The sequence below is a fragment of the Bradyrhizobium sp. CCBAU 51765 genome (genome assembly GCF_015291725.1).
Classification (GTDB): Bacteria; Pseudomonadota; Alphaproteobacteria; order Rhizobiales; family Xanthobacteraceae; genus Bradyrhizobium; species Bradyrhizobium liaoningense.
Map to the genome: position 1 here is coordinate 447,237 of NZ_CP030038.1, position 12,723 is coordinate 459,959.

Annotated in this window: 12 protein-coding genes; 4 read left to right on the forward strand and 8 right to left on the reverse strand. The window is 64.6% G+C overall.

Annotated features, from left to right (window positions below; genetic code table 11):
- Position 1: 1 nt before the first annotated feature.
- From XH96_RS02100 to XH96_RS02125, 6 genes are read right to left on the reverse strand one after another with little or no spacing between them, the layout of a single operon-like run.
- Entirely contained in the window at positions 2–811 is an 810-nt protein-coding gene (locus XH96_RS02100) for an ABC transporter ATP-binding protein (RefSeq protein WP_194390843.1), read from the reverse strand.
- Positions 808–1,599, reverse strand: a complete 792-nt coding sequence (gene rutD / locus XH96_RS02105) for a pyrimidine utilization protein D (RefSeq protein ID WP_194390844.1) — start codon at positions 1,597–1,599, stop codon at positions 808–810. The genes XH96_RS02100 and rutD overlap by 4 nt, the downstream gene beginning before the upstream one ends.
- Positions 1,600–1,633: 34 nt before the next feature.
- On the reverse strand, positions 1,634–2,431 hold the full coding sequence (locus tag XH96_RS02110; protein ID WP_194390845.1) for an ABC transporter permease: 798 nt from the start codon (positions 2,429–2,431) through the stop codon (positions 1,634–1,636).
- Position 2,432: 1 nt separating this feature from the next.
- Entirely contained in the window at positions 2,433–2,819 is a 387-nt protein-coding gene (gene rutC, locus XH96_RS02115) for a pyrimidine utilization protein C (protein WP_194390846.1), read from the reverse strand.
- Complete coding sequence (gene rutB / locus XH96_RS02120; RefSeq protein ID WP_194390847.1) at positions 2,816–3,556, reverse strand: pyrimidine utilization protein B; 741 nt, start codon at positions 3,554–3,556, stop codon at positions 2,816–2,818. Before rutB ends, rutC begins: the two co-directional genes overlap by 4 nt.
- Positions 3,556–4,569 carry an ABC transporter substrate-binding protein gene (locus XH96_RS02125; RefSeq protein WP_194390848.1) on the reverse strand — a complete coding sequence of 338 codons (1,014 nt, stop codon included), beginning with the start codon at positions 4,567–4,569 and terminating at the stop codon, positions 3,556–3,558. Before XH96_RS02125 ends, rutB begins: the two co-directional genes overlap by 1 nt.
- A gap of 139 nt (positions 4,570–4,708) precedes the next feature.
- Between XH96_RS02125 and XH96_RS02130 the strand changes: the two genes are divergently transcribed.
- From XH96_RS02130 to XH96_RS02140, 3 genes are all read left to right on the forward strand, one after another.
- Entirely contained in the window at positions 4,709–5,629 is a 921-nt protein-coding gene (locus XH96_RS02130) for a LysR family transcriptional regulator (protein WP_194390849.1), read from the forward strand.
- A gap of 121 nt (positions 5,630–5,750) precedes the next feature.
- Positions 5,751–7,022: a DUF2157 domain-containing protein gene (locus XH96_RS02135; RefSeq protein ID WP_194390850.1), complete on the forward strand. Its 1,272-nt coding sequence runs from the start codon at positions 5,751–5,753 to the stop codon at positions 7,020–7,022.
- Positions 7,019–7,633 carry a GDYXXLXY domain-containing protein gene (locus XH96_RS02140; protein WP_194390851.1) on the forward strand — a complete coding sequence of 205 codons (615 nt, stop codon included), beginning with the start codon at positions 7,019–7,021 and terminating at the stop codon, positions 7,631–7,633. The genes XH96_RS02135 and XH96_RS02140 overlap by 4 nt, the downstream gene beginning before the upstream one ends.
- Before the next feature lie 473 nt (positions 7,634–8,106).
- Here XH96_RS02140 and XH96_RS02145 read toward each other — a convergent pair whose 3' ends face one another.
- A complete protein-coding gene (locus XH96_RS02145) occupies positions 8,107–10,086 on the reverse strand; it encodes a DUF1643 domain-containing protein (RefSeq protein ID WP_194390852.1) in 1,980 nt (659 codons plus the stop codon).
- 226 nt (positions 10,087–10,312) lie between these two features.
- Here XH96_RS02145 and XH96_RS02150 point away from each other — a divergent pair, with 226 nt between their 5' ends.
- The gene (locus tag XH96_RS02150; protein ID WP_194390853.1) at positions 10,313–11,173 is read left to right on the forward strand and encodes a DMT family transporter; all 861 of its coding nucleotides are present in this window, start codon (positions 10,313–10,315) and stop codon (positions 11,171–11,173) included.
- Between the two features lie 10 nt (positions 11,174–11,183).
- On the opposite strand, the gene XH96_RS02155 is transcribed toward XH96_RS02150, so the two are convergent.
- Entirely contained in the window at positions 11,184–12,398 is a 1,215-nt protein-coding gene (locus tag XH96_RS02155) for an EAL domain-containing protein (protein WP_194390854.1), read from the reverse strand.
- Positions 12,399–12,723 lie beyond the last annotated feature (325 nt).

Here is a 12,723-nt window from a genome sequence, read left to right on the forward strand (position 1 = left end):
GTCACGCCACGCCGACCGGCTTTTCCAGATCGGCCCAGATCTTCGCAAAGTAATCCTGGAACTGCGGGTCGGTCCGCAGTGCCGCCGGGTCACGGCCGGCGCGGGGCAGGTCGATCACGTGCAGCGCACGGACCATGGCCGGCCGTGCGCTCAGGACCAGTACACGATCGGCCATGGCGATGGCCTCGCCGATGTCGTGGGTGACGAGAATGGCGCTCTTGCCGCGCTCGGCGATGATTCGAGAGACGTCGGCCTGCATCAGCAGCCGGGTCTGGAAGTCGAGCGCCGAGAACGGCTCGTCGAGCAGGATGACCTCGGGATCGAAGGCCAGCGTGCGCATGATGGCGACGCGCTGGCGCATGCCGCCGGAGAGCGCGGCCGGCTTGGCATGCTCGAACCCGGCGAGGCCATAGGCCTTGATCAGCTCCAGCGCGATCTCGCGCGCGCGAGGTTTTGGTGTCTTGCGGATCTCCAGCCCAAGCATGACGTTGTCGAGCACGCTGCGCCACGGCAACAGCAGGTCCTTCTGCAGCATGTAGCCGACATGACCGGCGGCATCGTCGACGCGGCGGCCGCCGACCTCGACATGGCCGCGGGTCGGCCGCAGCAGCCCGGCAATGGCGTTGAACAGCGTAGATTTGCCGCAGCCCGAAGGACCGACGATTGCCAACGTCTCGCCGCGGCGGAGCTCGAAGTCCACTTTCCGGATCGCCTCGACCGGCCGGCCGGCGCCATCGAAGGTGACGCCGAGATTCTCGGCGCGCAGCACGATCGGCGCCGCTTCAGCGAGAGTCTGCGCGAGCGCGTTCATCGGTCCACCTCCTTGCAGAAGCCGAGCAGCGTGTCGTTGAAGATTCCTGGCGTGACCACGGTGAAGGCGTGTGCGCCCCAATCGACCTCGTGCACCCGCGCCCCGGGAATGGCGGCAGCGAGCTCGCGGGTGAGATAGGCCGGCACCAGCGCGTCGTCTTTTGCCGAGGACAGCAGCGTCGGCACGTTGATCTCAGCGAGGCGCCTGCCGCCCTCGAACGCCAGAAACATGTCGATTCGCTGGTTCATCGTCGCGACGGGCGGGAAATGCTTGAGGATGCGCTCTTCCTCGGCGTCGAGATGGGCGATGTTCTCGGAGATCCATTGCGGTGGATAGAGGAACAGCGGCTGCGCCCGCACGTAGGCCTGCGGGCCGGATTGGTTCAGCAATGCTTTGCGGATTTCGAAGCAGCGCCGCAGGAACGGATCGGCGCGGCCCCAGCCGTTGACGACAACGAGGCTGCGCAGGCGTTTCGGATGGCGCAGCGCCAGCTCGATGCCGACGATGCCGCCGATGGCGTGGCCGACCACATGCGCGGTGTCGACGCCGGCATGGTCGAGCACGCAGGCGACGTCGTCGGCCATGCCGGCGATGCTGCGGCTGGCAGCCGCGCTGCGGCCGGTGCCGACATGATCGTAGAGAATGACCTGGTGTCGCTCCGCCAGCGCGTCGAGCTGCGGTGCCCAGAACGAGCCGCTGCCACCCATGCCGGCCGAGAGCACGACCGGCGTGCCGCGCCCGTGAACCTCGTAATAGATATCGGCATCCTCGCCGCGCGCAAAAGCCATGACGTCCCAGCTGTTGAAGTGATGTCGTTTCGGATCAGGAGAGCAGGCGCCGTTCGATCAGGTCGATCGCGCCGTACATCAGGAGCGCCACCACCATCAGCGCCGCGATGCCGACCCAGACTGCGTTGAGGTCGTAGAGAACGCCCGCGTAGTAGATCATGTAGCCGAGGCCCTCTTTCGAGGCGATGTACTCGCCGACGACGGCGCCGATCAGGGCGAAGCCGACATTGAGGCGGAAGGCCGCGACGATCCACGGCATCGCGCCGGGCACGATGACGGTGCGCCAGGTCTTCAGCCGGCTGGCACCGAGCGAGCGCAACAGCTTGACGAGATCGGCATCGACCTCCTTGGCGCCCTGGAGCGCGGTGATCACAGCGACGATGAAGGTGATGATCGCCGCGATCGCGATCTTCGAGGAGAGGCCGATGCCGAACCAGACGATGATCAGCGGCGCCAGCGCGATTTTCGGCAGGCCGTTGAGCGCGACGAGGTAGGGACGCAGCACGGCGGCGCCGGTCGGGACCAGCCACAACGACAGGCCCGCCGCGCTGCCGAGCACCGTTCCGATCAGGAAGCCGGCGATGGCTTCCCATGCGGTGAGCGCGGCGTCGCGGAGCAGCTCGCCGCTGCCGATCAGCTTGCCCGCCTTGGCGATGATGCCGCTCGGCTGGCCGTAGAGATAGACGGCGATCAACCCGAACCGGATCGCGAGCTCCCACGCCGCCAGCAGCGCTATCAACAACGCGATCTGGAGCAGCGCGATGCGAACCGCGGACGGCAGTTTGACTCGCGTTCCCGTCACCGCAGCCTGGCCGGCGTCGAGCACGGCCACCTCACGGCCTCTTGTGCGCGATCGAGGCGATCTCGACGAGACAGGCCGGCTTCACGAGACCGCACTGGATGCAGAAGCGCGCCGGCTTCTCGCCCGGAAAATACTCGGCATAGACCTTGTTGACGGCGGCATAGTTCGCCCAGTCGGTGATGAAGATCGAGTTGAAGGTGACGTCGGCAAGGCTCGAGCCCGCTGTCTCCAGCACGCGCTTGATCGTTTCCAGGATGTGCCGGGTCTGGCCGGCGGCATCGCCCTCGTGGACGACGTCGTTGTTGGCATCGAAGGCCAGCGTACCCGACACGTAGATCACGTTGTCGGCCATCATGCCCGGCGAGAACGGGGCGATGGGGGCGTGGGTGCCCGGCGGAATGATGGCGCGGTCGGTCATGGCGTATCCTCTTTTGCTGGAACGGCTTCGGTCTGGGCAAAGGCGCGGCGGAAGTCGCTCGCGCTTGAAACCCAGCCGAAGAAGGTCTCGATGTTGAAGACGGAGGCCTTCTGGATGTAGTCGGGACCGGCCTGATGCGTTGCGTCCTCCAGCATCACGCCGAAATATTCGAGGTGGAAGCCGTCGCGCAGCGTCGATTCCACGCACACATTGGTGGCGATGCCGCAGAACACCAGGTTGCGGATGCCGCGGGCGCGCAAGATGCTGTCGAACTGGCTGTTGAAGAAGCCGCTGTAACGCGTCTTCGGCACCACGATGTCGCCGGGCTTCGGTTGCAGCTCGTCGACCAGTGCATAGTCCCAGCCGCCCTTGGCGAGCAGCTTGCCTTGCAGCTCGGGCCGCTTGCGCATCGTCTTCAGCGCGTTCGACTTGTGCCAGTTCGGCGAGCCCGGCCCGCCGGCCTCGACATAGTCGGCGTCCCAGCCGTTCTGGAAGAAGATCACGGGAACGCCGGCGCCGCGCGCGACCGTCACAACGTCCTGGATCGCCGTGATGGCGGCCTTGGCGCCGGAGATGTCAAAGCCGGCGAGGTCGAGATAGCCGTTCGGCGAAGCATAGGCGTTCTGCATGTCGACGACGACGACGGCGGTCTCGTCGACGGCGAGGCGGAGCGGCTCGGGTCGCGCAGGCAGCGTGACGTAGCGCGGCTCGCGCGCGGGAGAGGTATTCACCGTCATCACACCAGACCGAACTGCTTGGTGGCCTGCTCGGCAAAGCGGTTGTCGACCATCCGCGCATAGGGAAGGGCGGACTGCACCGCGCCGCCGCCCTGTTCGAGCTGCATCGCGCGGTCCCACTCATCCGCGGAAATGGTCGGATTGCGCGGGATCGCGGTCTTGGAGCCGAAGAAGTTCTTCGTTGCGCTCGCGACCACCGACGGCGTGACTTTCGGGAAATACTTTTCGGCGACCTCGGTGAAGACGGCATTGTTCTCGTGCATCAGCTTCTGCGCTTCCGCGATCGCGTTGCAGAAGCCCTGCACCGCGGCCGGATTGCTCGCGATCGTCTCTTCGGTCGCCATCGCGGTGGTGAAGCAGAGCGAACCGAGCGCGTCGGCAAAGGACAGCACGGGGACGAGGCCGAACTGCTCGGCGGCGATGCTGACGTCCCATTCGAACGCGGTGGCGATGTCGGCGCGGCCGTCCTTCACGGCGGCGGCCTGCGCGCCCGGCGGAAGCTCGAGGAAGGTGACGCCGGCTTCCTTGGGATCGAACTTGCCGATGGTCTTGATCGCGTAGGTCGGCACCTGGATCGTCGAGGACGGGAATTTCAGCGTGGCGATGGTCTTGCCGCGCAGATCCTCGATCGTCCTGATCTTGCTGTCGGGCTTGGCGATGCCCCACATCGACACGCCGCCGACGATCTTGGCGATGTTCTTGATCTTGCCGCCCTCGCGAACGGCGTTGACCGACATGCCCGGGCTGGTGACACCGATCTGGCCGCGTCCCGAAAGCAGGATCGGCACCGGCAGCGCGATGCCGCCGGCGGTGGCGAGGTCGGCATCCAGGCCGTGCTTGGCGAACAGCCCTTTGTCCGCGGCGACATAAAGTGAGTTGTACATGCCGAGCCGCAGCGCTTCGGTGATGGCCACTTTGGTGCCGGCCGAGAAAGCCGGGGCACTCAGGCCCGCCAGCGGTGCCGTTGCCGCGCCGAGCAGTGAATACTTCATGAGGTCGCGTCTGTTGATCACGTCCCTGTCCTTTAGCTTGTCAGAACAGTGGGTTACGCCCTGTTCTGCCTAATTGACGATCATCCCCGGTCTTCGCCCAAAATCTTTGCATCGGAGATTTTTATTAACAATCCGGAATAGAGAGATATATTTATAAGGAATGCCGATAGATCAGCTCGACCTCAAGCAGCTCCGCGCCTTCGTTTGCGTTGTCGAGACCGGCAGCTTCAGCGCTGCAGCGCGGGCGCTCGGGATGTCGCAATCCGCCGTCAGCCAGGCGGTGCGCCAGCTCGAAGACGGATTGCGCGTGCGGCTGCTCGACCGCACCACGCGAAAACTCCAGCTCAGCAAGGTCGGCGCGGATTTCATGCCGGGCATTCAGCGCCTGCTCGCCGATCTCGATCGCCAGCTCCAGGATCTACGCGACCTGCGTGAGCATCGCCGCGGTCACGTCACGGTGGCTTGCGTGCCGTCGGTGGCGCTGCGGCTGATGCCGCGCGTGCTCGCCGCGTTTCAGCGCGAGCATCCGATGGTGGCGGTGACGCTGAAGGAGATTTCGCGGCATCAGATCTTTGCGGCGCTGCGTGGTGGCGATGCCGATCTCGGCATTGCGAACGTGCCAGGCGACGATCCCGAGCTCGATGCCGCGCGCCTGCTGGTGGACAATTTCGCGCTGGTGATGCGCCGCGATCACCCGCTCGCCGCGCGCGATGCCGTGAGCTGGGCCGAGGCGTCGAAAGCGGGCCTCGTGGTCATGGCATCAGGCACCGGCATCCGGCTCGAGATCGAGCGCGGAGTCGCCGAACTCGGCCAGGGCACGCCGATCCACGAAGCCGAGCATCCGGCGACGCTGCTGGCCCTGGTCGAGGCCGGCGTCGGCGTTGCGCCGCTGCCGAGTCTCGCCTGGCCCGAGGCCAGCCATCCCGTGCTCACCTGGCGCAAGCTGGTCGATCCCGTGATTGAGCGCGAACTCTATCTGATCTGGCGCATCGGCCGCGATCTGTCGCCGGCCGCGCGCGCACTCCAGCGCGGCATTCTGGCGGGCGCGCAGGCGATCCGCGAGCGCAGCTTCGCCAACTGATGCCTTGCGCCGCCGGCGAAGCAGTGCTCTCGCCACCAGAGCGTTGACGGCTTGAACCTGTTATGGGTGCGGACCGACCTAGCAACATCCGCCGCCAGGCGAGAGTCAGTGAATCACCACAATGTTCGACACAGCCTACCGGCAGCGCCTCGAAGCCGATCTTGCGCGATGGGAAGCCGATGGCGTGATCGCGCCCGCGGCAGCCGCCAGCATCCGCCACGCGCTGCCGCCGCTCTCGCCCGGCGTCAACATCGCCGTGGTCGTCGCCATCGTCGGCGGCCTCTTGATCGCAGCCGCGTTCCTCGCCTTCGTGGCGGCGCACTGGACCGAGATCGCGCGGCTCCTGCGGTTCGCGAGCCTCTTGGCCGGCATGGCCGTTGCCGGCGGCCTCGGCGCCTGGTTCGCCGCGCGCGGCCGCACCATTCTCGCCGATCTCTGCGCCAGCGTCGGCGCCATCATCTTCGGTGCCGGCATCGCGCTGGTCGGGCAGATGTACCATCTCGGCGAGGATTTCGCCGGCGGCATGCTGCTGTGGTCGATCGGCGCGTTTGCCGCGGCGCTTCTGACCGGCTCGCGCGGCGCGCTCGCGGTCGGCCTCGTCGCGGCCTCGATCTGGACCTGCCTGCGGACCAACGACGCGCCCGACATCCTGCATCTTCCTTACGTCGCGGTCTGGCTCGTCGCCGCCGCGGCGGCCTTTGCCTGGAATTCCCGCGTCGCGGCCCATCTCGTCGCGCTCGCGCTGCTGCCGTGGTGGATCGCGACCTCGCTTCGCTTCGAGCTCGACGGCGCCCAGCCGGCCTTCCTGCTCGCCAATGGCGCGGCATTGGCGTTCGGCGCGGGGCTCGCGATCGCGGCCATGCCGTCGCCGCGGGCGCTTCGTTTCGGCAGCGTGCTGTCGGTCTATGGGGCGTTGTCGCTGGCCGGCGTCGCATTCCTCGAGGTGACGACCATCGACGACATCATCCGCCTGCGCACCCTCACGGTGCCGGTCCAGCCGTGGTGGGCGATCCTGCGCGGCGCCGCCGGCGTGATCCTTGCCCTGGTGTCCGCCGCGTTCACCCGGCGCGCCGGTGAAGTCCTGGCGGCCGGCGCGATCGGCCTCGTGCTGCTCGCCGCACCGCTGTGGCCGGCGCCTGCTTCCGGCGAGCCCTGGCTCGCCTATGCCGCGCTGCTCTCAGCCATGCTGTGCCTCGTCGTCTCAGGCATGCTCGACGACGTGCGCCCGCGCATCGTCGCCGGCTGGCTCGGCATCGCCGGCGTGGTCGCGGGCATCACCTGGGCCGTGAAGGGCTCGCTGCTGCGCCGCTCGGTCTTCCTGGCAGTGGCGGGCGTTGCCGCCGTCGCCTTTGCCACCGCGCTGGGCCGCCTGCTGCCGAGGGCCGCGCGATGAAGGGGCTGATCGCTTCGCTCACCGCGTTCTGGCAGCGCATCCCGAAACCCGTGCTGTTCGGCCTCGCCGTCCTGCTGCAATCTGCGTTGCTGGTGCTGATGGTGGCCGACCGCATGCAGATCCTGCGCGACGGCGTCGAGGTGACCTTGCAGACGCAGCCGGTCGATCCCCGCGATCTCCTGCGCGGCGACTATGTCGTGCTCAATTACGACATCTCTCTGGTCGCTGCCGGCGCGCTCAAAGGCAAGGTCGCCGACGCGCGCCATCCCATCGTGTTCGTCAAGCTCGCGCCCAATGCCGATGGCGTCCATCAGGCGGTCTCGGTGCACGCCGAGCCTGTTGCGGTCACCGCGCCCGATGTGCTGATCCGCGGCCGCGTCGCCAATTACGGCGGCTCCTGCGGCGACGACCGGCGACGGTTCTGCGACAAGCTGCCGGTCAAATACGGCCTCGAAAGCTATTTCGTGCCCGAAGGCGAGGGCAGGAAGCTCGAGGACGCCCGCAACCAGCAGAAGCTGCGCATCGTCGCCGCCGTGCTGCCCTCAGGCCGCGCCGCCATCAAGCGGCTGCTGCTGGATGGGGAGCCGGTGTATGAGGAGCCGTTGTATTAGGGCGGGATGGCGTTAGGATAGATCGATTGCCGCGGCGCTCGTTCATCTCTCCCGCTTGCGAGAGGGCCGCGGCCTCTCCTACGGAGGAAATGGATTTTACTACCGTTTAAGGCCAGGGCTGAATGAGACTAAGTTGATGGTTGGAAGCGCGGAGCTACTCCATCTCGTGCCGTGACAAGGAGCGTCGGCACCATATTTTTCTCCGAAGACTCGGCAGGCAGGAGGGTTCGCGTGAATCAAAAGGACTCAGGCAGCGTCGGAATTGGCGCATCATCATGCGTGGGAGATGCGCGGTGGTGGGTATATTGATCGTTGTGCTGAATGATGCCTCAGAAATTGGAGGGGGCCAGGGGGGAAAGCTCGCAGCCGACCCCCCGAGGTGACCTCTCAGATTCTGGACCCCTGCACAGTTCTCGCTCGGGTCCCTCACCGCGCGGCACCAAGCGTCACAGAACGTTATGGCAGTGCGTAGCCTAGAGAACCAGCTGCGCAAGATAAGGTCGCAAATGTTCGCTAACAAATGCAAACTGATTGTCGTCAAGTAGCTGGCGTTTCTGGACCCCCACGCCGACGATATCCGCGTCATCGGCTGTAATGCCAACCGCATCTTCTACGCCAAGTATCAGTTGCGCGTTCTCTGGGCGCTTCTTGACAAGGAACGAGATAATCGCGGGCAGATGCTGTCCATCTTGTCCTTGCTGATTCGGGGCATCGATCACGATCGGACAAAATGTCGACGATCCAAATTCCTTTGCTGTGTGCAAGAAAGCGTAGAAATAGGCGGTGAGACCGCGCGGCCCTTCACTGCCACGAGCTAAATGCGCATTCGCGATTGAACCTGACTTAAAGCTCTCCATCCTCACATCTAGACTCATCGAAAAGCCTGTGAGGCGACTGAAGAAGAAATCATTAATCGCGGCAGACCTCTTACGGTCGAGTGATTTGCGCATCGCAAGCTTAAGCTCCGCGATACGGGCGCCAAGTGCCCCCACCTTGCCTTCAATTTCGGTCATGCGCTCTCGCAGCACGCGGCTTGCCGCATTGCGACCCTCCGCAGCCATTACTTCCTCTAGGCTGACATCATTCTTGCGCGTTGAGAGAATCGCCCTAATACGGGAAAGCGCAGTCTCGACGTCGCCCAGTTCTCTTTGAGCGGCGTCGATCTGTTTCTGAAGCTCGTCCTTTTGTTCTTTAGCTTGGTGGAGGATGCCGATCAGAGCTTCGGTGTCTGCCGCAATGCCGAATCGTTCAGCAATATCGTTTGTGTAGTGTTCTCCGCATGTGGGGCATTCAACGTCCGCCGGGTGTCCAATTGCGCTCTTGAATACCTCGTCAAGTTCCGCAAGGGCCGCTTTTGCGATGTCTATCTGTGTCGTCCACAAGGCGCGAGTATCAATCAATTCTGATAATTTTGCCCGGTGGGAATTCTGTCGGTCGAGAAGTTCCGAGCACTCCGCCAAGAGACTGTTCGTTTCAGCCTCGAAATCCTTCAGGTCGAAATAAATCCCCGTTTCGGGTTGCACGGAACGAATTTGCTCCAGTGCATCTCGGAATCCTTGAAGCTTTGCTTGCGCTTCTTGAAGTGCGATCGTTAGTCGATCCCTCTCAGCCCTCGCAACGTAATAGGCGTTGGGTTTAAGGCCGGAGTGATACTCGGCGAGACTTGCAGCTGAATTCGGAAGATACATCCCACGAAACGGCTTCCATGGTTCGGACCAGCTCTTATCTTGATCGATACAAAAAGGAGCAAATGCGTAAGCCGGCGGTGGGATACCCCAGCCAGCGATTGCGATACCCTTGCGATCTCTGCATTCCTGCAAAATCCTTCGTATATGACGGTCGTTTTCCGGACCTATTGGATCGGCAAGCAATTTCCAGGCTTGGGGTTGTGTGGCCCGCCCTGCTCCTAAATTCCAAACGATCAGGGACCCGAACCCCATCGCCCGGGCACGTTGAATATTACGCGTTATCGTCGGGTCGTCACGGTCGGCGTCCGCCGTCGATGGATTGAGCATCCCAGACACGAATGGTGGAAGCGAGTCGTCCCAAACTCGCCTAAGCTCGTAACGGTATGTTTCACACCGCGAGAGAACTGCGCTGGATTTCTCGAACAAATTTCGCATTAAACCTAGTAGCTGCAAGCGATGCGGCTTCATCGTGAAGGCGAAGCGGATCGTCTTCAAGACCAAATAGCTCCCGAAGCAGGTCAGTTCTAAGAAGACTCGCTTTCTCTGCCGATCCACCGGCGCAGCGGCGACCAGCAGGGTCCAGCGGCAAAACTCGAACCTGCGTCGACCGCGCAATGGGATCGCTTTTAAAGGCCCTGCATACCCCAGCCACTTAGACCTTGCGATGATGCCACTATGCTCCTGTTTTGCCCGACGAAGCAAATGACGCGAGACGTCATTCGAATGGGCGGCAACGATCGCGACCAATTCTCGTTCGGCCCGCATGGCTGCGCCGGGACAAGCGCGTCAAACCACGATCCCTCGGCCTTTTAGCTCCCGAAACGCCCTCCGACCCGCACTCGATCCCGCACCCCACCTAACCCATTGATCTTGCAACCCCCGTCTACTGTGCATGGGGTTGTTTTCGCACTTTCGTTGCTTCATGCCATCACGCGAGGCCCTCAACCGCCCCGGCACCCGATCCGCGGCCCCCACCCCAAGCGAGACCAACATGCACTCTTCGGCCAGCGGCTGGGGCAACGGGCTTCTCGGCGTCATCATCTTCAGCGGCTCGCTGCCGGCGACGCGGGTGGCGGTCGGCGGCTTCTCGGCGCTGTTCCTGACCTCGGCGCGCGCCGTCATCGCGGCGCTGATCGGGGCAGTGGTGCTTGCCGTGCTCCGGCAGGCGCGGCCGCAGCGCCGTGATCTCGGCTCGCTCGCCATCGTCGCCGTCGGCGTCGTGGTCGGCTTCCCGCTGCTGACGGCGCTCGCGCTCCAGCACATCACCTCGGCGCATTCGATCGTCTTCATCGGCCTCCTGCCGCTGTCGACCGCGATCTTCGGCGTGCTGCGCGGTGGTGAGCGGCCGCAACCGCTGTTCTGGCTGTTCGCCGTGCTCGGCAGCGCCACCGTGGCCGGCTTCGCGCTCTCCGGTGACGGCTCCGCCTCGCTCGAAGGCGATCTCCTGATGGTGGCCGCGATCGTGCTGTGCGGCCTCGGCTATGCCGAGGGCGCCGCGCTGTCGCGCCGCCTCGGCGGCTGGCAGGTGATCTCCTGGGCGCTGCTGCTCGCGCTGCCGTTGATGGCGGCGCTCGCGATTCTGACATGGCCGCCCGCCTGGAGCGGCATCGGCGTGCCGGCCTGGATCGGGCTCGCCTACGTCTCCGTCTTCAGCATGTTCGTCGGTTTCATCTTCTGGTACCGCGGGCTCGCAATCGGCGGCATCGCCCGCGTCGGCCAGTTGCAGCAGCTGCAGCCGTTCTTCGGTCTCGCGCTCGCGGGCTTCCTGCTGCATGAGCCCGTTGCCTGGAGCATGATCGCCGCGACCGCGCTCGTGGTCGTCTGCGTCTTCTTCGCGCGGCGGTTTGCGTGAGGCCTGTGCCTCACGCCTCCCCCATCACCGTTCGCGTCAGCGCGCTCCTTGCAAACTTCTTCAGCGGCATCGGCTTGCCGAACAGAAAGCCCTGCACGAGGTCGAAGCCGAGCTCGTTCGCCGCGACGAGGTCGGCGCGGCTCTCGACCCCTTGAGCCACGGTGCGTGCGCCAAAGCCCTGCGCCAGCTCGACGATGTGACGGCACACCGTGCGCTTCAGCCGATCACTGCCGCTGCCGGTGACGAATTGCCGATCGGCCTTCAGCTTGACGAAGGGAATTCGGTCGAGCCCCATCAGCGACGGCCAGTTGGTGCCGAGATTGTCGATCGACAGGCCGATATTGTGCAGGCCCACCTCGCGTGCGACCTCGGTCAGGAGATCGACCTCGCGGATCGCCTCCTCGCTGTCGATCTCGACCGTCAGTCCGCCGAAGGCCGGATGCGTCGGCACGCGGCGGCAGAGATCCCGCACGGCCTGCGGTTCCCTCAGATAGGAGGCGGGAAGATTGATCGACAGATCGACCGGGCTTTGTTGTTCCAGAAGATAGTGCCAGTCCTGCACGGCGCGATCGATCACGAACTCCGACAGACCGCGGAAATGCGGATCGTGCGGCTCCGGGATGAAGTAGGCCGGCGGCACCACGCCCCAGGTCGGATGTCGCATCCGCACCAGCGCCTCGGCGCCGCTGCGCACGAGCGTGCGCGCATCGATCTTGGGCTGGTACCAGAGCTCGAGCCAGCCGGCGTGCAAGGCCTCGCCGACATGCACGGCCGGGCTCGGCGCCGGCTCATCCGGCAGCAGCATCGCGACACGCTCGCGCAGCGTCTCCGCGGCAAAGGGCGTGGTCAGCGGCGGCAGCATCGCAAGGCCATATTCCTCACCGACCTGCCGCACGGCCTTGACGATGATCGACTCGCGGGCACCGACGGCGAGGACCCTGCCGGCAAATGCCTCGCGCACCAGGATTTCGAGGAATCGTCCCGGCTCGATGCCATCGGCGGCGACGCCGAGCAGGATCAGGTCCGGCAACTCGGTGGCGAGCACGGTTTGCAACTCGTCGGCACTGGCGCATTCGCAGGTGACGAACCCGAGATCCTCGAGCACCTCGCTGAGAAAGGCGCGCAGGTGACGCTTGCTGTCGGCCACGCAGGCGCGCGGCGTCACCTTTCGTCGTCCGAAGGTCACAGGCCTCCGGCCGACGAGTTCAATCATCCCATCGTTCATCGTACACCACTCCCGTTCCGTGACGGTTTTTTAAACGGCGAGCGTGGGTTCAAATAAGGAGAGCTTCACTTCGTTCTTGAATAATTTGGGTAACGTTAAGCTCTGCAATTCGAGCTAATTTTTCGACAGATGCTTCGAAAAGAATCCGCATATCCAGGCGTCGCACGCGCAACGACGGTCGAAGCACGTGAAAAGTCTGTTGCGCGCAATGGGCGTGCAATCTGCCGCTCGACTGCATTGCGCAATGCGGTTGCCTGGCGCAGCGAAGAGGCCGGCCGAGGATTGATTGCCGGCGACTTTCTCGTGTCACGCCGGCCCGCGTGCT

Excerpts from the sequence above, each read along its gene's own strand:
- XH96_RS02100 (WP_194390843.1), bottom strand. The coding sequence starts at position 811 with ATGAACGCGCTCGCGCAGACTCTCGCTGAAGCGGCGCCGATCGTGCTG.
- rutD (WP_194390844.1), bottom strand. The coding sequence starts at position 1,599 with ATGGCTTTTGCGCGCGGCGAGGATGCCGATATCTATTACGAGGTTCAC.
- rutC (WP_194390846.1), bottom strand. The coding sequence starts at position 2,819 with ATGACCGACCGCGCCATCATTCCGCCGGGCACCCACGCCCCCATCGCC.
- rutB (WP_194390847.1), bottom strand. The coding sequence starts at position 3,556 with ATGACGGTGAATACCTCTCCCGCGCGCGAGCCGCGCTACGTCACGCTG.
- XH96_RS02130 (WP_194390849.1), top strand. The coding sequence starts at position 4,709 with ATGCCGATAGATCAGCTCGACCTCAAGCAGCTCCGCGCCTTCGTTTGC.
- XH96_RS02135 (WP_194390850.1), top strand. The coding sequence starts at position 5,751 with ATGTTCGACACAGCCTACCGGCAGCGCCTCGAAGCCGATCTTGCGCGA.
- XH96_RS02140 (WP_194390851.1), top strand. The coding sequence starts at position 7,019 with ATGAAGGGGCTGATCGCTTCGCTCACCGCGTTCTGGCAGCGCATCCCG.
- XH96_RS02145 (WP_194390852.1), bottom strand. The coding sequence starts at position 10,086 with ATGCGGGCCGAACGAGAATTGGTCGCGATCGTTGCCGCCCATTCGAAT.
- XH96_RS02150 (WP_194390853.1), top strand. The coding sequence starts at position 10,313 with ATGCACTCTTCGGCCAGCGGCTGGGGCAACGGGCTTCTCGGCGTCATC.
- XH96_RS02155 (WP_194390854.1), bottom strand. The coding sequence starts at position 12,398 with ATGAACGATGGGATGATTGAACTCGTCGGCCGGAGGCCTGTGACCTTC.